Origin of the sequence: Priestia megaterium, assembly GCF_041941685.1 — a bacterium.
Taxonomy (GTDB): Bacteria; Bacillota; Bacilli; order Bacillales; family Bacillaceae_H; genus Priestia; species Priestia megaterium_C.
Genome location: NZ_CP130958.1, coordinates 1,980,973 through 2,002,604, shown reverse-complemented (window position 1 = coordinate 2,002,604; position 21,632 = coordinate 1,980,973). Strand labels below are relative to the sequence as shown.

Below are 21,632 nucleotides of genomic sequence, written 5' to 3'. Positions count from 1 at the left end.
ATAGGAGGTGTTGAAATGAAACGTAAGTTGGTTATATTATTTAGTTTGATTTACGTCATTTTCATGGGATGTTTAGCAGTATTTTACTCTTTGAGTGATGAATCCTTTAAGACCCTGGTTTCGATAGGTGGTTTTGCATGCGGATTAATCCCACTTTTATTAGCTTGTTTTACTAAGCTCAAGTTTAACTTGCCTATTATTATTTCCTACTTAGTTTTTTTATTTTGTTCACAGTACCTAGGTTCAATTTTAGGTTGGTATGGATTAGGATGGTGGGATACATTTTTACACTTAATAAGTGGAGCTATTCTTGCTTTTGCAGGAATTGCTTTATATGAACGACTAATATATCGAAGTGCAGGAGAGTATATATCAGCATGGTTTGTTTTTCTATTTACCTTTTCTTTTGCTGCACTTGGAGGCGTCATTTGGGAAATTTACGAATTTAGCTCAGATCAACTTTTCGGAATGACTTTACAAGGCGGTGGAAATAAAGATACGATGATTGATTTAATTGCAGATACTTTAGGAGGCCTTCTTATAGGAGCAGGGGCAGGATGGCACACAAAGATAAAAAGGTCTAATTAAAGTTAACTAAACGTCAAATATTCTATGCATATGGTAAAACTCCTTAAGGATTAAGGAGTTTTATTCGTATGGTCTCATGATGATTTCAAAATCTTTCTCTAACATACATTTTCGTTATAAGGATGGGAATATTAACAAACAAATATTTTGGATGAGTAGAATCGCCAAAAAGAATCAATACGCTTTAAAAATAATTCAATGGATGTGTAATGGATGTCAGTTGCTACAACAGGAAAGAGAAAAGAGAAAATTTATATCATTAGTGCACTTGTACTACTTTTTCTTTATTTTCTTCCTATGTATGTATTAGGAGAAAATGCTCACATACGTGTTCATGATAATTTAGATTCTAATATTGCCTGATATAAGGTGCTAGCTGAAAGTGGTCAGATACTTGGGGGCCTTCACTCTATAATCCCTCAGGTTATCAATGGATTACCGCGTGATGCGTTCGGGACGGCATTCAGTGGAATTGTTTGGCTTCATGCTCTCTTTCCTTCCATGACTGCTTACGCTTTAAGCCAAACGATTACTCGGTTAGTTGCTTTTTGTGGAATGTATTTACTATTGAAGAAGCACTTTATTAAACACGAAGATGCCCACTTTGTTCGTATTGGTGTTTCACTTGCATTTGCACTTACTCCATTTTGGCCTTCAGGCATGTTAAGTACATTAGGCTACCCTCTTGCTTTATGGGCATTTTTGAATATTCGTTTGGGAGATTTTTCATGGAAGGAATGGGTGGTTCTTTTCCTTTTACCCTTTTACTCAAGCTTTGTACTTGGCTTTTTCTTCTTTTTAGTAGCGATTTCTTTTTTATGGATTTATGACTTAATTAGAAAGAGAAAGTGGAATTGGCCATTTCTATTTAGCCTTATTTTTATGACATCCCTTTACCTTTTAATTGAGTATCGCCTTGTCTATTCAATGATTATCTCAGAACAGCCAAATCATAGGATGGAATTTATATCTTCTCGACATGATTTTTGGCACTCTATGCGCCTTTCCCTTAAAAACTTTCTTATAGGGCATACACATGTTATGACTGTTCATACGCATGTTATTCTCCCAATATTATTTTTGACCCTTATTTTATTAGCTTTTAAGAGGAAGATAAAACATAACAAAATATTTATTTTTTTATTTCTTTTAAATGTTGCTTTATCGATATGGTACGCTTTTTGGTTTAATAATTTATGGATCCCTCTCAAAGAAAAGATCAGCTTTTTAAATACATTTAACTTTGCGAGGTTTCATTTCTTACGAATTATTGTTATTTACCTTAGTTTCAGCTTAGCCTGTTACGTTCTATGGTCATTAGGAAAGTTTTGGAGGCAACTAGCTACTTTAGCAATTATAAGCCAAATCATAACACTTCTCCTGTTTAACGAAGAACTTCTTTATGGCCATTACTTTCACTCTCCTTCTTTTAGGGAGTTTTATGCTACAGAACAATTCAACGATATAAAAGAATATATAGGGGATCCTCAGGGTTCGTATCGCGTAGCAAGTATTGGAATTCATCCAGCTATTTCACAATACAATGGGTTTTATACCCTAGATACTTATAACAATGTATATCCCCTTGAATATAAGTATAAATTTCGAAAGATAATAGCCAAAGAGTTAGACAAAAATAAGCAGTTAAGAAAATATTACGATGAATGGGGAAGCCGTTGTTACCTCTTTGTTGATGAACTTGGTAAAACATACGAGTTCAGAAAAGATCAGAAAAAAGAAGTACGTCATCTGCAGTTAAACACCACTCAATTTAAAGAAATGGGTGGTCGTTATATCTTTTCATCGGTCCCTATTTTGAACGCGAAAGATAATAATCTTTCGCTCTTGAAGGAATTTAATCATAAAGAATCTGCATGGAAGATTTACTTGTATCAAGTAATATAGGAGGTATAAAAATTGAAGCCAACGCTGCCCTTAGTAACCATAGTGGTTCCATGTTATAACGAACAAGAAGTATTAAAAGATACTATTACGCAACTATCCTCTGTTTTAGATGATTTGAGGAAAGAAGAGTTAATTTCAGCTCATAGCAAGATATTATTTGTAGATGACGGTAGTAAAGATCGTACATGGTCATTAATTGCGATGGAGAGTACAATTAATAGCTATGTAACAGGACTAAAGCTATCATGCAATGTAGGAGGACATCAGAAGGCGCTTCTTGCCGGACTCGAAAAAGCTACAGCTAAATCGGACTGTGTCATTTCGATTGATGCCGACCTGCAAGATGACGTTTCTGTTATTCGAAGTTTCCTCTTAAAGTATCATGAGGGGGATGAAATTGTATATGGTGTACGCGATAGCAGGGAAACAGACACTTTTTTTAAACGAAATACCGCGTTATGCTTTTATCGCTTTATGCAAAAATTAAATATTAACCTTGTTTATAACCATGCAGATTATCGTCTAATGAGCAAGCGAGCTATTGAAGAACTTTCGCGTTATAAAGAAGCAGATTTATTTTTAAGAGGAATTGTTCCTTTGATTGGATTTAAATCCTCAAAAGTGACATATAATCGAAAAGAGCGTCTAGCCGGGGAAACCAAATATCCTTTGAAAAAGATGGTTTCATTCGCCTTTAATGGCCTCACCTCATTTAGTGTAGTTCCAATCCGAGCCTTTACTTTTTTAGGTTGCGTGTTATTTTTTATAAGTGTGATGACAGGTTGTTATGCGTTTATTCAAAAGTTATTAGGTAACACGAGTATAGGCTGGACCTCTCTAATTATCTCTATTTGGTTGTTAGGTGCTATACAGTTAATAAGTATTGGAGTAGTAGGAGAATATATTGGAAAGATATTTATGGAAGTAAAAAAGAGACGGGACCGTCAATAATTTTGTGTAAATACGAATTTCCTTTTCTTATAGACGTTACTCACTAGTTTGTTTTAAACATCATTTGTAGCTCTGCGCGAGCTTGATCAAAACCAATGTGACATCTTGTGGCAAAGCGCTGATTATACTGGTCAAATTGAGAAACGAGGAAGCGTTCAAGTGACTCTTCGTTTGGGAATTGTTCCTTACGCTTACTATATTTCTTGATTTGTTTATTAAAAGATTCAATGAGATTGGTCGAATAAATACTGCGCCAAATAGACTTAGGAAAGTGATAAAACGTGAACAAATAAGGGTTATTGAGCAATGGTTTTGTCACTTTTGGATACTTAGATTTCCACTTTTCAATAAACGAATGCAGGGCCTGTTGGCCCATTTCAAGGCTTTCTGCACGGTACACAGATTTAAAGTCTTCACAGATTTCAGCTCGATCGGATACACGAACTTTATGAGCAATCGTCCGTGAAAGATGGACGCAGCATGTTTGATAAGAAGAAGCTGGATAGATAGAAAAAACACTGTCTGAGATTCCTTTTAACCCGTCGGAAATAAACAACAGAATCTCCTCTACGCCACGAGATTTGATGTCTTCTAAAAGTTCTTTCCAGACAAAGGCGGATTCGTTAGGAGCGATTGTATAGCCAAGCACTTCTTTTGAACCGTCTTCGCGAATGCCAACGGCAATATAGACAGCTTCTTTAGACACTGTATCCCGTTTTAAAGCAATATATGTAGCGTCTAAATAAACGCACGCATAGCGTGCACACAACGTTCGATCTCGGAATGCTTCTACCTGTTCAGACATCACCTTTGTCATATTTGAAATGGTTTGAGGTGTGTAATGGTGACCATACATGCGCTCCATCAAATGGGCAATTTCAGCAGTCGTTACGCCCTTTTGGAACATATGAATAACAAACGCTTCAAGCGTATCATTGGCTCTTTTATAAGGAGCCACCGTCTGTTGCTTAAAGTCGCCATTCCGATCACGAGGAATAACGAGATGAAGTTCTCCAAACTCTGTGTGCAGTGTGCGTTCGTACGAACCATTTCGTGAATTCCCGGTATTAAATCCAATACGGTCATATTTTTCGTAGTCCAAAAAAGCTGTCAATTCGCTCGCTAAGAGCGTATTAACCGCATTTTCTAAGTGAGAACGGAAAATTTCCGTCACATCTTCTTTTTGGACTAGAGCTTGAACAAGATCTGTTGTAAACTGATTCATAGGAAGACCTTCTTTCTTTGAATTGGTTGTGGTGACTTAATTCTACAAGAAAAGGTCTTCCTTTTTGTATTTATTCATTTACACAAGATATTTTACGCTCTCAAAGAGACCTCCTTATGCGGTTGATATTGACTTATATACAGAAAGATTAGGAGTGTCAACGTTCGCAGAAGAAAGTTTATTAAATAAAGAAGAGTTCAACTAAATCAGCTTCTTTATAATAAAGTGTATAGATTATATATACCCATTCCACTTCTTTCTTTTTTATAACTATTTTTTGTGTTAATTTCTCTCTAATATGATATTTTTTATTTTTACGTCACAATTTGATACCATGGATTTTTAGTTTCATTCTAGGTTTTGTTTTAGCACTTATTAAATAATTTGTATTAATCTAAGACAAACAAGCACTTCTACAAAGATATGCTTGTTTAGTTATGCAATGAAGCTCCTATCTGTTTATAAAAAATTAAAGTATAGCTATTTTACTGTATCTTACATTTTTTCCTTTAGACTACGTTAATCACTTATTTTATCTTTTTAATGGTTTAAAAACCCAAAACCTAGTACCTATATAGTTTAATCCAACGCTTACAAGCGTTACTAAAATCTTGCTGTAAGGAAGTGGTATATTAAATTTAAGTGAAACAAAGTTAATAAGAAAGATGTAACAATTAAAGTAAAAGCATTCAGCAAAGTAAACTTGAGAAATTCATGCCTCTTTCTTTTCCCCTGTTGTTGAAACGTCCATGTTCTATTTAGAAGATAACTGTTTAGTACACCGCACCCATAAGATATGCATTGAGCTATTATATAATATACGCCTAAATAAGATAAGAAAGAAAAAACGAAAAAATCAATAGCTGTATTTAATCCCCCCACGATACAAAATTTTAAGTAATGAATGCTTTCTTTATTGGCAACTTTCAAATTAAAGAGACCTCCCTTACTTTAAATTTATATGGAACTTTAACCTTAACTTATTTCTATAGTGCATACTAACTCCAAAAAAAGCTTTAATTCAGTTTATAGAATTTAATTACCCTTCTTCTTTTGTGCAATAATTCCAATAAAAAAGTGCATTAAGCCTGTTTAGGTTAACGCACTCTATAGCCACATATGAACTACAAAAATCCACTTTTTTTATAGAGCGCGAACATGCTTTTAAATGCTAACACTTTAGCTCTTTTTGGTGTAAAAAAGATAATTGATGATATATGCTTCTCATAAGATGATGAAACATAATAATGCCTAATAGAAATCTGGTCTATGTCTGTACATTGTTCTTAATTATGTTCTAAGCTGAAGGTTTCTTTAATGACTTATTGCTTGGGGCAAACCAACCGAATAGAGCTATGCCAACTAATACTCCATAGAAGATTAGTGTCCAGATCGTACTATGTGGAAAATGAGGGTCTAGAACACCTATATCCTTATGTGCAAGAGTAATAACAGCAAGTTTGACACCTACCCAGGCGACAATGGCGTAAGCCGTAGTTTCTAATGCAGGACGCTTTTCAAGAAGTTTCACAAACCAGGTCGCTGCAAACTTGATTAAAATAAGACCTGCAATACCTCCAAGAACCACAACTGCAAACTGTCCTCCATCCATACCACCGATTTCACCAAACTGTGAATCTGGAAGACCAAGGGCTAGAGCGACCGCAGCTAAAATCGAATCAATTGCAAATGCGAGATCAGCTAACGCAATTTTTCCTACTGTAGGCCAGAACCCTTTTGCAGCAGCCTTCTTTTCATCATCATTATGAATATTCTCATTGGTTTTCCCAAACCGAGCCTTAATGATATGCTTTAAGCCTAAATATAGAAGATAAGCTGCTCCTACCGCCTGTATCCACCAGACGTGTGCGATAAATGAAATGGCAAAAAGAGCTGCAAATCGAAAGATAAAGGCCATAAGAATTCCGTAATTAATCGCTCTTTTTTTCTGATTGTCGGGTAAATGTTTGGCTATAACTGCTAGTACAAGAGCATTGTCGGCTGATAATAAGCCTTCTAAGCCGATTAGAATTAACAATGCCCAAGCGTATTCGAGCCATATAGATTCCATCCACCTTCCTCCTTTCTAAAACGCAACCTGTTATGCTAAAGGTTTTTTCTACAATAGAATGACCATATATGCCAGAGATAATCCTAAAGAATAGGACTTTCACTATTTTAACACTACTCCTCTGTAAACGAGTTATTAAAATCTCAACAAAAAACCAGGTTCTTGAATTTTTGTATATAGCTTTAGGAATTTATCATTTACGTATTAGAGCATAACACTTTTGGGTCTTTCGGTTCATTATTTTTAGAGAACCAAAAATTTTCTCAACGATAATACTTGTCAAGCTACCAACAAAGAGGCTTCGGATAATATCAGAAGGATAATGATGCCCTACCCAAATCCTTGAGAATCCTGTTAACAATGATACTACCCACATAACTGACCCAATGACACGTTCATGTAGAAAAATAGAAGTGGATACAGCAGTTGCAAGCAACGTATGTTTACTTAAGAATGCGGAGTTCATCTTTGAAGGAATAAGGATACCGACACGGTGCTTTATAAAAGGACGAGGCTTAAAATAAAAACATTTAATTAACATGTCAATCAACAACGTAAAGGCCGCAGATATTAAGGCATATCTGATCACTTTTCTTTGCGAATCGCCTCGAAACCACATCGACATTAACACAAAAGCGAATAGATAACGTACCTTATTTGAAACTAATATCATCAGCATATCTAGTACAGAATAGCGACCAGCCAGTTGATTAATTCTCCTGAATATTTTATAATCCATCCTGATTTTCTCCTTCAATTTTAGATAGACAGACTCTTCTCTCCTAATGAAGAATCCATTACATGATCAATGCTTTTATAACAGCAAAAAGGAACCAAAAAAATAACTATCAAGTTATTTATTACAATAGAGACAGAAGCATAGATGAAACCTCCTTAATCTATAAGGAGGCCTCTCTTTTTAAAACATAAAAAATTGCTTTTTTATATCTCATCATTTTTATTTAACGATTGTTAGGGAATACTCTTCGAACGGTTTCAGTAAAGTCTTCAAATAGACCATTTCTTGTTGCATCTTCATTAATTCGGTTTCCGTACCCTTCCATACGATTTACGAAATCAGGATCGGATGACACATACACATTTCGAATATCTCGATCTGTAGCTTTTACTTGATCTGAAATTTTCTTTTTTAAAGGGTCGGTTACTTCTCCGTTTGCTTCATTCTTTAAAACAACAGCCACGTATGCATTTCGGTTTGTAACAATCACATTCGCAGTGTCTACTTCATTTAATTTAGCAATACGATCTGCAGCTTTATCAGCTACCTCTAATCGTGATTGATTATTATTATCTACATTATTATTCTCATCACCGTCGGGTTGAAATCCCACGTCTCGTAGATCATTGTTGTCACGATTATTTTGAGATTTTTGTTCAGACGGTTCTTCAGTTGGATCAGGCTCAGCTTCATCTTTTTTATCATTACAACCAAAAAGAAATCCTACTGATAAAATAGCTGATAAGAGTCCCAGGACATATTTTTTTGTCTTCATTCTTTCTTCACTCCTTCTAATAGTAATATATGTATTAAGGTTTACATTGTTTTTTAAATAATTACAGGAAATACCTTGAAAATCCAAGGAGGAATAAACTTTTGTATATTGAGCAAACTACTCATGATAGTAAGGTTTCACTCTTGAAAGTTTTATACGTAACAGAAAAAACCACTAATTAGTGGTTTTTTCTGTTTTTTAATTAAATTCTTTTAGAGACGGTTATGTAGCTTTAAAAGGATAAGTAAAGCAAGAGTTTTACCAACTAAGGTAAGAGGCACATTGTGCATCACACATGTCACCTTGCATACCTAAAAAGCGTTTAGTTATTTTTCCTTTCCTTGTTATTTTAGAAGATAACCATTCGATGATTTCGTACAAGGAGGCGATCGCAAATGAAATACTTGTAGAGATGATATAAGAGAGAGTAGTGAGGCGAAATTTATTGTATGTTGCAAAGACAATCATTAATCCGATAACGGCAGGGCTAACTTTCAATATCCATATCAAATACCATGCAAGCTTGATAAATGATCAAATAAAAACTGCAGTGACAATCAATAGTAAAAATAGATGAAGTGTTCTATTTTTGTCTCTTCTCAATTTTTTCACTCCTACAGAGAGAGTTTTTACTTGCAGTATTTGAAAAAAATAATTCTATATACAGAGTACTTAGAGCTATTTTTCTTAGAGATGTAGAGACAGTACCTCTAATAATGAAATTACCACCTCTGACCATATGTTCATCTTTTACATTGCATTTAATTTTACCTGGTTGCAACTTAAAAGGATTTCCTCGCCTTCATTTTATAAGAGAGAAAATCCTTTTATATTGTATAATCCTTTATTTTACGTAAAAGGATAGAAACAAATACTGAAATTCAGTTATTGACCATTTGTTGTCGATTGAGAGCTTTGGCTCTTCATATCTTGACTACCCATACCAGAGAGAGGAACCATATTTTGAAGTTGTCCACCACGCCCTGTCATCATACTATAAGCAGCTGCACCGATTCCGATAGAAGCAATTATAGGCAATACTTGTATGTTATTTTTCACGATCTAATCACCTACTTTCATTAAATTAAACGTATGCGCATCTATAGGTTCTCTGCTTTTACCTTTTTTCACACTAGCAAATCATTCATGCTTTTGCACCAATTAGTAAATGCTCATCGATTTAGAAGGCCAGAAAATTCATTGAAAAAAGGACACAATGGTGGATTGGAGATATAATGTTGGTTTCTTACTAGAAAAGTTTCCAAATATAGATGTGGAACTTATAGAGAACAGAAAACATCATTTATTAAATGAAGAAGAGCTGATAAGAGATAAAGTGTTTTTTTTCTATCCATCGCTACTTAACAGATGATGTGTAAACGATGATTCCGAGAACAATGAATGTGCTATATATATATTATTGGAAAGAAAGGGTTTTTATTTTGTTATCGATAATAATTACTCTAACATCTTGTAATAGATTTAAATATCTCGTCCGTAAAAGTATACGTTTGCGGACTTTTCTTTCGGATAGAAAATCTATCATTATCATCGTTCATTTAAGTTTAAAATTAAATTACGAACGTCTACTAAAAATCACACACTTTTACGAACTTTTTAAATGGAATAATAGTGAGCGAAACACATACAGGAGGACTGATTTCAGTCCTCTTTTATTAGATTTCCATCTTTGCCCATCCAAGGCGGTATTTGCTGTTTTTAGGACTGTAAGTTAGTTCACTTAACAAATATTTCGGGTTCAAAAATAAGTAAAACCCCCTTTCAAAAAAATATTCTTTTGAAAGGAGGTTTTTATATAATTAGAAGATCGATCAATAAGCAAAGTATGGCTAAACTTATGTGTGTGTTTAAACACGTATATTATATATTTATTTATGGGACAAGAAATAAAATCTGTAGATTAAAGAACTCTACGGATCTTATTTTTTTAGGTGTTTAATAAAAATTCCCCATAGATTTATAATCTTTCTAACTGCTTCCACCAAGTATCAATAAGCCCATGCCAATTGTAAAAGAGAGTACTTCGTGGAGCCCTTGAAATCCGACCAAAATCAGGTTCATTAAAAACTTCACTACCTATTACATGAATGGCATCATGAAGGGATGAAGTTTGTAAAAAGCGTCCTAGCCCATCAGATGAATTGAAGGATGACAGGTTTCTAACAATTCGATTTTCAGCATCTTGAAGCTCTCTTGTCCATTCAGGATGTCGTTTTATTGCAGAAGGAATTGAACGCCAAGGTTCTACGAATCTTGGATTTAACCCTTCGTTACTATACCATTCTAAAGCCACTTTTATAAAATTCCGGTGAAATGAAAGAAATTCTACTCCATCACCTGAACGCAATTGTCCCATATTCATATGTTGCCTATGCCATCTAGCATGTGAATCGAGGAAAATTCGTGGAAAATTCTGTATGATAGTCATTGTTATCTCCTTTATTCAATAGTCTTCTATATAATATGTGATTATAATGTAAAGGTTTGTATCATTTAACTATTATTAAATAAAAACAACAGGATAAACTAGCTGGATGATAGGGTGTTACTATAGTCGTTTTATAAGTTATTGTTAACATTTTCCTACGTCCTAGATAACTTGCCTAAATTCTATTTTTTATTCATTAACAAGTGTATTTACCAAAGGAAGCTTTTAAGAAGTGGATGGCTCATTTATTGTGTTTGATATAAATAGTACATTGTTCAAAATAAAGGTTTTGAAATATTGTATTACCTCATAGATAGCTTTCACAAAACAATATACCCTACCATGGTTTAATAAATTAAACATTAGTCTATTGTAATAAAGAGAGAAATTTTAAAGGAGGAAGTTTAATATGTCACATGAAAATTACCAATCAGTTATTAAAACATTACATGAATGCATGACTGCATGTAATCATTGTTATGATGCATGTTTGAAAGAAGAGAATGTTAATATGATGGTGGATTGTATTCGTCTTGATCGTGAATGTGCAGATATTTGTGCATATTTAGAACAAGCCTTAGGAAGAGGAACCCCTTTTGTTTCTGAATTAGCTCAAGTGTGTGCTCAAATTTGTGAAGCATGTGGAAATGAGTGCAAAAAACATGATCATGAACACTGTCAAAAGTGTGCGGATTCTTGTTTAAAATGCGCAGAAGAATGTAGAAAATTAGCAGCATAGAGAATAGAGGAAATTAACGATAGTTGTTTCCCCTTTTATTTTAAATTAAAGATGTAAAGAGCAAAAAACTGCCCCTAAAAACCGTGTTTTTAGGGGCAGTTTTTATACCAGATATATCTTACATTTAATAACCTTTGAGTATATTTTATTTAGCTGAAAGTTCACTTTCTGTAACCCACTTGTGATTTGTTACTTTTTCTCCACCAGTTGTTGGTGTGTAATCGACCATATAGACAGTAGTTTTTTCAGCTGAATCGATAGTAGCCTTGGCACCTTTCATACCTTCCATGTGATCTGCTTCTAGAGTAACTTCATCTCCTTGTTTGAACGTTTTACCATCAGCATCTTTAATTTCCTCATGAATGACCCATTTATGGTTTGTGACTTTTTTTCCACCAGTTGTTGGTGTATAAGAAACTGTATAAACTGTGGTATCGTAAGCCCCAACAATTGTTGCTTTCGCTCCATTCATACCTTTCATATGGTCTGCTTTAATAACTGCTTGGCTTCCTACTTTATATTTTGGGTCCTTAGCTTCTTGTAATCCTTCAGGAACTTCACCTGAAGTAGAATGATTCATTTCTGAGTGATCCATTTCTGACTTATTCATGTTGGAATGGTCCATTTCAGATTGATGTGATTCCTTCTTAGAATCTGAATCACTACCATTGGAATTATTTCCACACCCACTTAGTCCTATAATTGTAGCTACACCAAGAATAAAAAGTTGCTTTTTCATTGTGATCCCTCTTTCTGAGCAACAGAATTTGCTCTTTAATAAAATAAAGATATACATTGGCAGATGTAAGACTAAAAGAAAAATATATAGATCTTTTAATAACTAATTTATCTTTTCTTACATCCCCCTACATTCATTAATCTATATCAAATATAATGAGCCGATTTTTATAAAAAGCTCATTTTTCACATTGTTTCTTTAGCATAAATAAATTTTGTGCAGTTTTTGTGCAGTTTTTATGAAATTTATAATAAAATTAATGACTTTTCCTTTTCTAAGATGTAAATAAAAAAAGAGTTTAGCTAGAGAAAAGCTAAACTCCTTTTGCTATTCTGTTTTCTTTTCAATAAATTGGTTGTCTTTATAATCTAAAAGGAGCTTTTCCTCTAGAGGAAGAGGATTATTTATCTCTTGAATGAGCTTTCTTCCAGACTCTTCATCCATTTCTTTATACCAGATACCATCTGGATACAAAATTGTAATAGCTCCATTTTTACACTGACCGTTACATAACGTTTTAGTAGTATGAATGGACTTAGTACAACCACTTTTTTTTATCTCGTCACGAATTGCGTCTGCAACTTGTTCTCCACCATTCTTGATACAACTTTTCCCATTACAGATTAGCACATGTTTCTGTACTCCTTGCATGTTCATTCCATCACACCCTGACGTCATCTTTTTTTTCAATCTGTATCGGGTGAGAAATCGATTGATGATTTTGATGTTCACCCATTGGTTCCTTATTGAAACTCGCCCAAATATTATAAGCAGCTATGACAACAAGAAGGTATAGGATGGCTGAAATAATCCATTTTTTCATTTGATTACACCCCTCGTATATTATATTTAAGCTCTATTTCAAGCTTAGACTTTCTCTACAATGAGAGCCATTTAAATAAAACGCTTGGACGTCTCAAGATATTTCTAGATAATGATCTTAGGATCATTTGGGACAATTCTTCTCGCCCCTGTGGATCTACCACATTATAAAGAGTGTTTCTCAGTGAACGCGCGGGACATCCTACTCGCAGGCTGAGCAACCTGACCCTCGAACCTAGATGATAGTGGCTCTAGGGCGGCTTTCGATTCAGGATAAGCTCTTATACACGAGGTTGTTGGTCGGCGTACACACTAGAGATATCTCGAGACGTCCAAGAAAATGATTCTAAATCGAAAGGAGGTCTCTTACGTGAGATTATTTGTTGGTCTAGATGTAAGTTCGTTTGATATGAAAGTTTGCTTTTTGAATGAAGAAGGAGACAAAATAGATGCTTTTTCGGTCAGTAATGACTTACCAGGAGCTACCACACTAAAAGAAAAATTATTACAGTGTGTCACTGGTAAAGAGGTAGAAATGCTTAAAATAGGCCTAGAATCAACATCTGTTTACAGCTTTCATCCTTCTATGTTTCTTCATCACGATACAGACTTACAGCGCTTTGGAGCAAAGGTATTTCTCCTAAACCCTAAGCAAATCGCAAACTTTAAGAAAAGCTATTCTGATATGGATAAAACAGATGAGCTTGATGCCTTTGTCATTGCCGATTATTTACGATTTGGACGTAATCAAATGTCAATCGTGAAAGAGAGCCAATACGTGGCGCTGCAGCAATTAACAAGAACTCGCTATCAACTCGTAAAGATGTTAACAAAAGAAAAGCAGCACTTTCTTCAATATCTAAGTTTTAAATGTAATACATTTTCACAAGAAGTAGATTCTTCTGTATTTGGCAACGCTATGATGGAACTATTTCTCGAGAAATTCAGTTTAGAGGAACTCGCCAATATGCCTTTAGAAGAACTCGCTGAGTTCCTACAGGAAAAAGGCAAAAATCGCTTTGGTGATCCAAGATGTATAGCATCGTCCATTCAAAGAGCTGTAAAAGCTTCTTATCGTTTGGATAAGGTAGTCGAAGATTCCATAGATGTCATTTTAGGTACATCAATCACAGTTATTCGTACGTTTCAACAGCAAATCAAGGAATTAGAAAAGTCTATTAAGAAAATTATGGCTGGATTAACACAAACACTTGAATCCATTCCTGGAGTGGGTCCTGTATTCGCTGCCGGTATCATCGCTGAAATTGGTCAAATCGAAAGATTTGAAGATGAAACCAAAATCGCTAAATACGCCGGAATATACTGGAGGAAACATCAATCTGGTCGTTTCACAGCTGAAGATACTTCATTATCTCGCACTGGTAATCACTACTTGCGTTATTACTTAGTTGAAGCCGCCAACTCAGTAAGAAGGCATGTATCAGACTATCAAGAATATTACATAAAAAAATATAATGAAGTACCAAAACATCAACACAAACGTGCACTCGTTCTAACCGCAAGAAAATTTGTGCGATTGGTGGATGCGCTACTACGCAGTCACCAACTCTTTACGCCAGAAAGGTGCGTGAAAATATGACATAAAACTTGTCATCGCTACCTTTCAAATTATTTCCAGTAAATTACATTAGTTACTGGTCTAGTTTCGTGATGCTTTTTTTAAGTAAAATGCCCTTTGATAACTTTAGATTCTTTTATTTTTCAATTGACATAATACCGCAGGTCTTTATAATTTCACTCTTTGTAATCTTAGTGCATTCAGAACGACAGAAACAGAACTAAAAGCCATTGCTGCGCCTGCTAACCAAGGAGCTAATAAACCAATCGCAGCAATCGGTATACCTAATGTGTTATAACCAAATGCCCAAAATAAATTTTGCTTAATGTTTTGGATTGTCTTTTTACTCATAAAGATCGCATCAGCAATGCTATTTAAATCTCCACGCATTAGCGTAATATCAGAAGCTTCCATTGCTACATCTGTACCTGTGCCAATAGCCATCCCTATATCTGCTAAAGCTAAAGCAGGGGCATCATTGATTCCATCTCCAACCATTGCTACTTTTTTACCTTGTTGTTGGAGTTTTTTCACTTCTTCTGCTTTGCCTTCAGGCAATACTTCAGCGATTACATGTTCAATACCTACTTGTTGAGCAATTGCTTGGGCCGTTTGCTTATTATCTCCTGTAATCATAATCACTTCTAAGCCCATCTCTTTTAATCGAATCACAGCTTCTTTTGAAGTTTCTTTGATGGTATCGGCTACAGCAATTAATCCTGCATATTGACCATTAATAGAAACCAACATAGCTGTTTTTCCTTTACGTTCTAACTCAATCATGTTTTCTAAATCATGATTAATTTGGATATTATTCTGGTTCATTAGTTTACGTGTCCCAACTAATAACTCTTTCTCATTTACGACAGCTTTGATTCCAAAACCGGGAATAGCTTCAAATGCTGAAGGATTAACGAGTTCAATTCCTTTCGCCTTTATTCCTTCAACAATTGCTTGAGCAAGAGGGTGCTCAGACTGTCTTTCAGCTGAACCTACTAACTCTAAAAATTCCTGTTCTTCAAATCCATCTGCTACAAATACATCGGTCAATTCAGGGGTACCGTTTGTGACTGTACCTGTTTTATCTAAGATAATGGTATTAATTCTATGAGTAGTTTCTAAGTGTTCTCCACCTTTAAACAAGATACCAAACTCTGCTGCACGACCTGATCCTGCCATAATAGAAGTTGGAGTTGCTAACCCTAATGCACATGGACAAGCAATTACTAATACTGCGATTAATTTTTCTAGTGCTGAAGCAAAATCACCTGGTTGAACCCAGATATACCAAATTAAAAAGGTTACAATTGCAATACCAACTACAATTGGAACAAATATGCCGGAAATTTGGTCAGCTAATCGTTGAATAGGTGCTTTTGAACCCTGAGCTTCTTCCACTACTTTAATAATTTGCGCTAAAGCTGTATCTCTTCCGACCTTTGTAGCTTTCACTTTTAAAAATCCATTTTTATTAATGGTTGCTCCAATAACTGTATCTCCAACCGTTTTGTCTACTGGAACACTTTCTCCTGTCAACATGGATTCGTCTAAAGCAGATTGACCTTCTACAATTTCTCCATCTACCGGTACCTTTTCACCCGGTTTTACATACACGATATCTCCTGATTGTACTTCTTCAATAGGAATTTCAACTTCTTCACCATCTCGTAAAACAGTTGCCGTTTTCGCCTGTAGGCCCATAAGTTTTTTGATGGCCTCAGAAGAACGGCCCTTAGCACTTGCTTCAAATAACTTACCTAATATAATAAGCGTGAGTAATACGGCACTTGTTTCATAATAAAGTTCAATCATTGGAGCGTTTGAACCTATTGATTTGATTGAAACATATAAACTATAGAAATACGCTGCACTCGTTCCTAAGGCGACGAGAACATCCATATTGGCACTTTTATTACGAAGCGCTTTGAAAGCCCCCACATAAAATTGTTTACCTACAATAAACTGCACTGGTGTTGCTAGAGCTAATTGAACCCAAGGGTTCATTAACATGGTTGGCAATGGAATAAACGAAGTAAACGAAAAGTGACTAACCATTGCCCATAACAAAGGGAAACTTAGAATAAGTGAAAACCAAAACTTCCCTTTTTGCTTTGCAATTTCCTTTTCTCGATGATTCAAACCCTCTTCTTTTTCTTCTGACTTTAATGTAGCACCATATCCAAGCTTCTCTACTCGCTGAATCATGTCTATTGTACTTACCTGGGAGGGGGTATATTCTACAGTAGCTGTCTCTAGGGCAAAGTTAACTGTTGCTTTTGAGACTCCCTCTAATTTATTTAATCCTTTTTCAATTCGGTTTGCACAAACTGCACAAGTCATACCTGTAATACTAAATTCATCTTTTTCATTTACAACGTCATAACCCAACTTTTGAATTCTTTGCTCAAAATCTTGAGTAGTTGCTTTTGATGGATCGTATATTATAGTTGATCTTTCTAACGCAAAATTTACGTTAGCATCTTGAACACCTTCAATTTTTTTAATCCTTTTTCGATACGATTTGCACAAGCTGCGCAGGTCATGCCACTAATTTGTAAAGTGGTTTCTTTTTGCTGTTCGCTCATTTTATAACCTCCTATTATACCCCTACTAGGTATATTCGATACCTAAAGGAAGCGTGCGTAAAAATTCGCACGCTATTTTAATTTAGGCTACTTCATAACCTTGGTCATCAATCGCTTCTTTAATTGACTTTAAAGATACTTTGTTTTGATCAAATTCAACAGTTACCTTTGCTTCGCTTAAATTTACTTCTACGTGTTGGACACCATTAAGTTCACCAACACTACCTTCAACAGATTTCACACAATGACCACAAGACATTCCTTTTACTGATAATGTTACTTTTTCCATTATTAACATCTCCTCTTTTATTTCATTAATCGTTTAATTGTAGTTAATAGTTCATCTATTACTTCTTGATCGCCCTCTTGAACGCGCTCGACTATACAGTGTTTAAGGTGTCCTTCAAGTAATATCTTACTTACACCATTTAAAGCAGATTGTACGGCTGCAATTTGAGTAATTACATCATCACAATAAGTATCTTTCTCAATCAATCCTTTGATACCTCGGATCTGTCCCTCGATACGATTTAGTCTACTTGCTAGGTTTTTCTTAACTTCTGGTGAGTGATGACTTTTACGTTCACTATTTATAGAGCAACAACTATCATTGTCAGTAATTTTCTCTAATTCATCCATTCAATCAACTCCTTCTTAATTATATTATACAGTACCCCCCTACCCTATGTGAAGGGGTAAACGCCCTTTTTTTAAAAAAATTTAAAAATACCCTGAAAGTGAGGTAAAAGATTTCCAGGGTAGGGCGTAATATTATTATAAAAAATATCTATATTATTGATTCGTAACAGCTTCTGCTTGCCAGTAATAATCTGCTATTACTTCTGCTAAAGCATCTGTTGTCCGATACATTTCTTCCATGGTATTATCAACTCCACCAACTTCTATAATAATGGAGTGGGTCGATAAATCCTGATTATATACGCCATTTCCTTGAGTTTTATTTTTTTCAAATATACCTCTGGATATCCCAGGATAATTCTTCTCTAAAAGAGTATTTAATCCTTTAGCAAACTGTAGGTTTTTTTCATAGTTCTTGTATTCCGTGCCAATAATAAAAAATAATCTCGCATAGTTTTTACCGTTAATTTCTTTTGTTGTTATTGATCTTCTTTGCGAATCCCGATGTAAGTCAAAAAAGAAAGTTAAATTTCTGTTTTGATTAGTGGATGTTTGTAAAATTTCTCGAGTCATTTTATATGAGCTACGATAATCCAACCCTTTTGATTCTAATTCTTTTACAACATCTGTTGTATTTACTTCCGTTCCAATCCCCTTTTGTTCTAACTGTTCACCTAATTTTTTGCCTACCAACATAATATTCACTTTAGAGTCATGAGCATTATCTGGGTTGTCTTCTCCTTTTAAATAAGGCAAAAAAGATTCGCGGCTATGTGTATGATAAATGAAGGCTACTTTCTTACCTTCTGTAGTCTTTAAAGGCTCTTTGTGTTTATAATCAGTACTTTTGTCCGTTTTTTCTATTTCTTGTAGATCTTCTTTAGATAATTCTCTCTCTTTTAATAATACATCCATAGGAGGAGAAGATTCGACGGGAAGGTTACTGTAGTTTGTTCCTTCACCCGCGACTATTATCTTTGTATCAAACGTTTTAAAGCCAGGTACTTCATGGGTTTAAAATTAATATTGCTATTAGAAATAAACAAATTGTAATAAAAGCAGCTACTGATCGCTTTGTGTACCGATCTGGTCGATCTAATGCTCTTCTTTTCCTACTGTTTTTCATGAACATCCTCCAGTACATTAGGATTGTTCTGTTAATCTAAGGAGCAATAATAATTTATCTAGTTGATTTTTTACACCTTACAACATAGAAAATTAAAATTAGTGCTAATGCTGCTAAAATTACTTTTCCTTCTAACGTTAGGTTTACTACTTGATATGTTGAATAGGATTCTAAGACTATGGCAGGGACCTTCCCCAATGTACTGGCTAAGAAGAATATTAAAAAGCTCATATTTCCAACAGCTGAAAGGAATGTAACCAATCCGGAAGGTATATAAGGTAATAAGCGCAGACTTATGACTAAATAAAAAGCTTCTTTCCCTGTAGTTAATAAGAGTTTATCTAGTTTATGGTGATTCTGCGTTTTGTTTCTTAACCAAAAACCAAATATTTTCAAGTTTGCAGCTGTTAGAAACACGCTAGGTATAACGTCTAAAACACTTATAACAATGTTTAGGGACAGGCTAATTAATATTGCTGTAAGTTCATTTGTAGATAACCACTCAACAACAACTTGCTCTAATTGCTGTCTACCCATTTATAGCCTAATCCCCACACAGTTTGAAGATGGTCATCTACAGGAAAGTTTGCTTTACGTAGTTTATCCCTTACATTTCGTACATGTGAATCGATTGTTCTTCCTTCAGTTTCAGCATCGTATCCCCATACTGAAGTTAATAAATCTTCACGACTAAACACTCTATTTGGGTATTGTAAAAGTAATCCTACTAATTTAAACTCCTTTGGAGTCACTTGTATTTCTTGATTTTCATATTTTAAAAAGTGATTTTCTCGACTCCATAACAACCCTTTATAGTTAATTTCTTCACTTTCTGTTGAAACTCTCCTTAATACTGCTCTAAGACGAGCGATTAGTTCTCCTTCACTAAAAGGTTTAACGATATAATCATCAGCTCCTGTATTTAAACCCTTTATTATATCAACGGTTTGATTACGTGCGGTTAGCATTATTACTGGAATTTTGGAACTACTTCTAACTTCCTGGCATATCTCCCATCCATCTTTATCGGGCATCATAATATCTAACAGCATTAAGTCAGCTTCATTTCCTTCTTCTAGATAGTTTAATGCTTCAATTCCAGAATCAAATTTAATACATGTAAAACCATTTGGAGTAAGATAAAGTTCAAGTAAATCTAACATCCTTGATTCGTCATCAACTAACAAAATAGTTGGCATTCTAAACATCCTCTCTTAACAAAATTTCAACCATAGTGCCTTTTCCTACTCCACTTTCTAATGTGACTGCGCCTCCATGAGCTTCCACAATTTCTTTTACAATAGATAATCCTAAACCATAACCTCCACTTTTCCTTGAGCGTGATTTTTCTACTCTATACAATTTATCAAAGACATAAGGAAGATCGGCCGAAGGAATTCCTATCCCTTGATCTTTAAAGGTAATCGTAACTTTCTTAGGTAGTTCTCGCACTATTACTAAAATTTCGGTTCCATTGTCAGAATACTTCAATGCATTATCTAACAAGTTAACAACAACTTGCTGGAATCTTTCAGGGTCAATATTTACCTCAATTTCTTGTGGGCAATTTAAATGCAGTTGAATATCCTTTTCTTTTAAGGCCAAATCAAAATGCTGAATTATATGATGTAAATAGGAGTATAATTTTACATTCTGTTTTTGAATTAAAAATGTATGTTGATCAAGTTGAGCAAGTTGAAATAGATCTTTAACTAGTTGAGATAACCTTTGTGCTTCCTCTTCAATGATATTAAGGTATTTATTTCTTTCCACTTCACTGTTTGATTGGCGTTTGGCTACATCGGCATACCCTTTTAAGTACATAAGGGGGGTTTGTAGTTCATGTGATATGCTACTTAAAAATTCGTTACGTTCTTCCTTTAAACGATGTAGTTCATTAGCAAGGGTTTGAATGGATGTTCCTAACTGGCCCAATTCATCCCTTGAATGTGCACCCAGCTTAACAGAAAAATCTCCTTGACTAAGCTTTTGGGTTGCCTGTTTCATTCTTATAAGAGGAAGTGTTATAAATTTAGACAACGCAAAAACAGTGATAATTGAAAATAACACTGAAATAACTCCGACTATATAAAAATGATGTTGAAGCCTAGCTATCATGTCCTGTATATCTTTAGTATTTTCGAACATGTACACAGTTCCGACATTTTTTTTATTTAGTCTAATCGGAGAGGCAGTTGCAATATAGGGTTTGTTTTTCCAATTTCCTTGCATAATTTCCCCTTTATACCTAAGCGAATAGCCTTGCCATTGTTCTACGGCTTCTCTAGCTCCTTTTACTAAAGGAGTAGAAGTCCGTATGATTTTTCCATCTTCATCTGTAATAATTACATCTGTCTCTGCTTCTGATTCCATCAAAGCGACATGGCTTAGGGTAGCAGAATCATGGTGTTTTTCTAATACTTCACGATGGCTGTTCCCTCGTAGTCTTAAACTTTCTAATTCCTCTGAAATTCTCGTGCCAGCCAGCCCAGTATATAGATAAAAAAATAACCCAACCTCAATCAATAGAATAAAGACTAGAAACAATAAGCCAAGTTTTATTGAGAGTCTATTCATGTTTTCACGTCCTTTAACTTAGCCTTCAATAAATTTTAGAGAAAATATGTGAAGAAAGTGTGCAGATTGGTTATTACTTCAAAATTATCTTTAGACAAATTTCGTAAGCCATTAATTATTTAC

At 34.7% G+C, this 21,632-nt stretch carries 18 protein-coding genes and 5 pseudogenes; 5 read left to right on the top strand and 18 right to left on the bottom strand.

Features of this window, described 5'->3' with window-relative positions; translation table 11 throughout:
• The first annotated feature begins 15 nt into the window (after nucleotides 1-15).
• From Q5794_RS10275 to Q5794_RS10265, 3 genes and pseudogenes are all read left to right on the top strand, one after another.
• Nucleotides 16-588 (top strand): hypothetical protein, encoded by a 573-nt coding sequence (locus Q5794_RS10275; protein ID WP_214986890.1) that lies wholly within the window; start codon nucleotides 16-18, stop codon nucleotides 586-588.
• A 213-nt stretch (nucleotides 589-801) separates the two neighbouring features.
• Nucleotides 802-2,493: pseudogene (locus tag Q5794_RS10270) on the top strand (DUF6044 family protein).
• Nucleotides 2,494-2,505: 12 nt separating this feature from the next.
• Nucleotides 2,506-3,429 (top strand): annotated as a pseudogene (locus Q5794_RS10265) (glycosyltransferase family 2 protein); the annotation flags it as partial.
• A gap of 58 nt (nucleotides 3,430-3,487) precedes the next feature.
• On the opposite strand, the gene Q5794_RS10260 reads toward Q5794_RS10265, so the two are convergent.
• The 8 genes and pseudogenes from Q5794_RS10260 to Q5794_RS10225 form a co-directional block, all read right to left on the bottom strand.
• On the bottom strand, nucleotides 3,488-4,669 hold the full coding sequence (locus Q5794_RS10260; protein ID WP_374988656.1) for an IS256-like element ISBame1 family transposase: 1,182 nt from the start codon (nucleotides 4,667-4,669) through the stop codon (nucleotides 3,488-3,490).
• A gap of 603 nt (nucleotides 4,670-5,272) precedes the next feature.
• Complete coding sequence (locus Q5794_RS10255; RefSeq protein ID WP_374989211.1) at nucleotides 5,273-5,551, bottom strand: GtrA family protein; 279 nt, start codon at nucleotides 5,549-5,551, stop codon at nucleotides 5,273-5,275.
• Between the two features lie 415 nt (nucleotides 5,552-5,966).
• Nucleotides 5,967-6,740 (bottom strand): TerC family protein, encoded by a 774-nt coding sequence (locus Q5794_RS10250; protein WP_374989066.1) that lies wholly within the window; start codon nucleotides 6,738-6,740, stop codon nucleotides 5,967-5,969.
• Nucleotides 6,741-6,933: 193 nt separating this feature from the next.
• Nucleotides 6,934-7,479 carry an undecaprenyl-diphosphatase gene (locus Q5794_RS10245; RefSeq protein ID WP_214986894.1) on the bottom strand — a complete coding sequence of 182 codons (546 nt, stop codon included), beginning with the start codon at nucleotides 7,477-7,479 and terminating at the stop codon, nucleotides 6,934-6,936.
• Between the two features lie 223 nt (nucleotides 7,480-7,702).
• Nucleotides 7,703-8,254, bottom strand: coding sequence for a YhcN/YlaJ family sporulation lipoprotein (locus tag Q5794_RS10240; protein ID WP_214986895.1), 552 nt, complete (start codon nucleotides 8,252-8,254; stop codon nucleotides 7,703-7,705).
• Between the two features lie 212 nt (nucleotides 8,255-8,466).
• A pseudogene (locus tag Q5794_RS10235) lies at nucleotides 8,467-8,857 on the bottom strand (DUF2238 domain-containing protein).
• A 282-nt stretch (nucleotides 8,858-9,139) separates the two neighbouring features.
• Nucleotides 9,140-9,313: a hypothetical protein gene (locus Q5794_RS10230; RefSeq protein WP_214986896.1), complete on the bottom strand. Its 174-nt coding sequence runs from the start codon at nucleotides 9,311-9,313 to the stop codon at nucleotides 9,140-9,142.
• 919 nt (nucleotides 9,314-10,232) lie between these two features.
• A complete protein-coding gene (locus Q5794_RS10225; RefSeq protein WP_251034089.1) occupies nucleotides 10,233-10,703 on the bottom strand; it encodes a hypothetical protein in 471 nt (156 codons plus the stop codon).
• A gap of 409 nt (nucleotides 10,704-11,112) precedes the next feature.
• Here Q5794_RS10225 and Q5794_RS10220 point away from each other — a divergent pair, with 409 nt between their 5' ends.
• Entirely contained in the window at nucleotides 11,113-11,442 is a 330-nt protein-coding gene (locus tag Q5794_RS10220; protein ID WP_192997767.1) for a four-helix bundle copper-binding protein, read from the top strand.
• A 145-nt stretch (nucleotides 11,443-11,587) separates the two neighbouring features.
• Here the strand turns inward: Q5794_RS10220 and Q5794_RS10215 are convergent, their stop codons facing one another.
• The 3 genes from Q5794_RS10215 to Q5794_RS10205 all read right to left on the bottom strand — a co-directional run bounded on the left by Q5794_RS10215 (nucleotide 11,588) and on the right by Q5794_RS10205 (nucleotide 13,004).
• Nucleotides 11,588-12,181 carry a YdhK family protein gene (locus Q5794_RS10215; protein ID WP_192997766.1) on the bottom strand — a complete coding sequence of 198 codons (594 nt, stop codon included), beginning with the start codon at nucleotides 12,179-12,181 and terminating at the stop codon, nucleotides 11,588-11,590.
• Nucleotides 12,182-12,508: 327 nt separating this feature from the next.
• Entirely contained in the window at nucleotides 12,509-12,838 is a 330-nt protein-coding gene (locus Q5794_RS10210) for a ferredoxin (protein WP_192997765.1), read from the bottom strand.
• 4 nt (nucleotides 12,839-12,842) lie between these two features.
• Nucleotides 12,843-13,004, bottom strand: a complete 162-nt coding sequence (locus Q5794_RS10205; protein ID WP_192997764.1) for a hypothetical protein — start codon at nucleotides 13,002-13,004, stop codon at nucleotides 12,843-12,845.
• Between the two features lie 369 nt (nucleotides 13,005-13,373).
• Here Q5794_RS10205 and Q5794_RS10200 point away from each other — a divergent pair, with 369 nt between their 5' ends.
• Complete coding sequence (locus Q5794_RS10200; protein WP_374989065.1) at nucleotides 13,374-14,603, top strand: IS110 family transposase; 1,230 nt, start codon at nucleotides 13,374-13,376, stop codon at nucleotides 14,601-14,603.
• A 147-nt stretch (nucleotides 14,604-14,750) separates the two neighbouring features.
• On the opposite strand, the pseudogene Q5794_RS10195 reads toward Q5794_RS10200, so the two are convergent.
• From Q5794_RS10195 to Q5794_RS10165, 7 genes and pseudogenes are all read right to left on the bottom strand, one after another.
• A pseudogene (locus tag Q5794_RS10195) lies at nucleotides 14,751-17,167 on the bottom strand (heavy metal translocating P-type ATPase).
• Nucleotides 17,168-17,249: 82 nt separating this feature from the next.
• Nucleotides 17,250-17,456 (bottom strand): copper chaperone CopZ, encoded by a 207-nt coding sequence (gene copZ, locus Q5794_RS10190; RefSeq protein WP_192997762.1) that lies wholly within the window; start codon nucleotides 17,454-17,456, stop codon nucleotides 17,250-17,252.
• 17 nt (nucleotides 17,457-17,473) lie between these two features.
• Nucleotides 17,474-17,806, bottom strand: a complete 333-nt coding sequence (locus Q5794_RS10185) for a metal-sensitive transcriptional regulator (protein ID WP_226897699.1) — start codon at nucleotides 17,804-17,806, stop codon at nucleotides 17,474-17,476.
• Nucleotides 17,807-17,959: 153 nt separating this feature from the next.
• A pseudogene (spoIIP, locus tag Q5794_RS10180) lies at nucleotides 17,960-18,802 on the bottom strand (stage II sporulation protein P); the annotation flags it as partial.
• A gap of 184 nt (nucleotides 18,803-18,986) precedes the next feature.
• Nucleotides 18,987-19,469, bottom strand: a complete 483-nt coding sequence (locus Q5794_RS10175; protein WP_374989064.1) for a TVP38/TMEM64 family protein — start codon at nucleotides 19,467-19,469, stop codon at nucleotides 18,987-18,989.
• Nucleotides 19,451-20,131 carry a response regulator transcription factor gene (locus Q5794_RS10170; RefSeq protein WP_214986902.1) on the bottom strand — a complete coding sequence of 227 codons (681 nt, stop codon included), beginning with the start codon at nucleotides 20,129-20,131 and terminating at the stop codon, nucleotides 19,451-19,453. The genes Q5794_RS10175 and Q5794_RS10170 overlap by 19 nt, the downstream gene beginning before the upstream one ends.
• A 1-nt stretch (nucleotide 20,132) precedes the next feature.
• Complete coding sequence (locus Q5794_RS10165) at nucleotides 20,133-21,509, bottom strand: cell wall metabolism sensor histidine kinase WalK (protein ID WP_214986903.1); 1,377 nt, start codon at nucleotides 21,507-21,509, stop codon at nucleotides 20,133-20,135.
• Nucleotides 21,510-21,632 lie beyond the last annotated feature (123 nt).

Excerpts from the sequence above, each read along its gene's own strand:
- Q5794_RS10185 (WP_226897699.1), bottom strand. The coding sequence starts at position 17,806 with ATGGATGAATTAGAGAAAATTACTGACAATGATAGTTGTTGCTCTATA.
- Q5794_RS10220 (WP_192997767.1), top strand. The coding sequence starts at position 11,113 with ATGTCACATGAAAATTACCAATCAGTTATTAAAACATTACATGAATGC.
- Q5794_RS10225 (WP_251034089.1), bottom strand. The coding sequence starts at position 10,703 with ATGACTATCATACAGAATTTTCCACGAATTTTCCTCGATTCACATGCT.
- Q5794_RS10175 (WP_374989064.1), bottom strand. The coding sequence starts at position 19,469 with ATGGGTAGACAGCAATTAGAGCAAGTTGTTGTTGAGTGGTTATCTACA.
- Q5794_RS10260 (WP_374988656.1), bottom strand. The coding sequence starts at position 4,669 with ATGAATCAGTTTACAACAGATCTTGTTCAAGCTCTAGTCCAAAAAGAA.
- Q5794_RS10240 (WP_214986895.1), bottom strand. The coding sequence starts at position 8,254 with ATGAAGACAAAAAAATATGTCCTGGGACTCTTATCAGCTATTTTATCA.
- Q5794_RS10245 (WP_214986894.1), bottom strand. The coding sequence starts at position 7,479 with ATGGATTATAAAATATTCAGGAGAATTAATCAACTGGCTGGTCGCTAT.
- Q5794_RS10205 (WP_192997764.1), bottom strand. The coding sequence starts at position 13,004 with ATGAAAAAATGGATTATTTCAGCCATCCTATACCTTCTTGTTGTCATA.
- Q5794_RS10165 (WP_214986903.1), bottom strand. The coding sequence starts at position 21,509 with ATGAATAGACTCTCAATAAAACTTGGCTTATTGTTTCTAGTCTTTATT.
- Q5794_RS10210 (WP_192997765.1), bottom strand. The coding sequence starts at position 12,838 with ATGAACATGCAAGGAGTACAGAAACATGTGCTAATCTGTAATGGGAAA.
- copZ (WP_192997762.1), bottom strand. The coding sequence starts at position 17,456 with ATGGAAAAAGTAACATTATCAGTAAAAGGAATGTCTTGTGGTCATTGT.
- Q5794_RS10250 (WP_374989066.1), bottom strand. The coding sequence starts at position 6,740 with ATGGAATCTATATGGCTCGAATACGCTTGGGCATTGTTAATTCTAATC.
- Q5794_RS10215 (WP_192997766.1), bottom strand. The coding sequence starts at position 12,181 with ATGAAAAAGCAACTTTTTATTCTTGGTGTAGCTACAATTATAGGACTA.
- Q5794_RS10170 (WP_214986902.1), bottom strand. The coding sequence starts at position 20,131 with ATGCCAACTATTTTGTTAGTTGATGACGAATCAAGGATGTTAGATTTA.
- Q5794_RS10275 (WP_214986890.1), top strand. The coding sequence starts at position 16 with ATGAAACGTAAGTTGGTTATATTATTTAGTTTGATTTACGTCATTTTC.